Source organism: Bacillus sp. BB51/4 (assembly GCF_008368845.1).
Lineage (GTDB): Bacteria > Bacillota > Bacilli > Bacillales > Bacillaceae_G > Bacillus_A > Bacillus_A wiedmannii.
This window is the reverse complement of record NZ_QOSC01000042.1, coordinates 1-693: the sequence shown is the minus strand read 5'-3', so window position 1 is coordinate 693 and position 693 is coordinate 1. Positions and strand designations below refer to the sequence as shown.

At 33.2% G+C, this 693-nt stretch carries 1 protein-coding gene; it reads right to left on the bottom strand.

Going from position 1 to position 693, the window contains the following annotated elements:
* The coding region (locus tag DN392_RS31430) for a hypothetical protein (RefSeq protein ID WP_179955934.1) at nt 1-693 on the bottom strand (693 nt) is incomplete at both ends.

The window sequence follows — 693 nt, the reverse complement described above, 5'->3', positions numbered from 1 at the left end:
TCTACTTCTTTGTTCTCTCTTCTCTCTTCTCCTTCTTCCTTTTTTCCTTCTTTTTTCCTTTTTTTTTTTTTTCTCTCTCCCCCCCCCCTTTCTCTCCTCTCTTTCCCTCCTCCGCCTTCTCCTTTTTTTCTTTTCTTCTTCTTTTCCCTTTTTCTTCTCTTTTCTTTTTTTTTTCTCTCCTTCTCCTCTTTTTCTCTCTTTCTTTCCTTCCTTCTTCTCCTCTTTTTCCTTTGCTTTCTTTCTTTTGTTCTTCCTCCTCTTTTTTTTTTCCTCCTTTCCTTTCTCTCCCTCCCTTCTTTCTTTTCCCCTTTTCCTTTTTCCCTTTCTTTTCTTTCTTTCTTCTTCTTTTTCTCCTTTAATCCTTTTTCCCTTTTTTCTTCTTTTCTTTTCCTTTCTCTCTCTTCTCTTCTTTTTTTTTTTTTTCTTTTTCTCTCTTCTTCTTTTTTTCTTTTTCTCTTTTTCCCTTTTCCTTTCTTTTCTTCTCCTTCTCTTTTTCTTTTTTCTTCTTCTTCTTCTTTTTCTTTTTCTTTCTTTCTCTTTCTTCTTGAACGCTTTTCCTTCTCCTCTCTTTTTTTTTTTTTTTTCTCTTTCTTCTTTTTCTCCTTCTTCTCTTTCACCTTCTTTTTCTCCCTTCTTTCCTCCTTTTCTTTCTTTTCCCCCCTTTTCTTCTTTTTTTTCTTTTTTTTCTTCTTT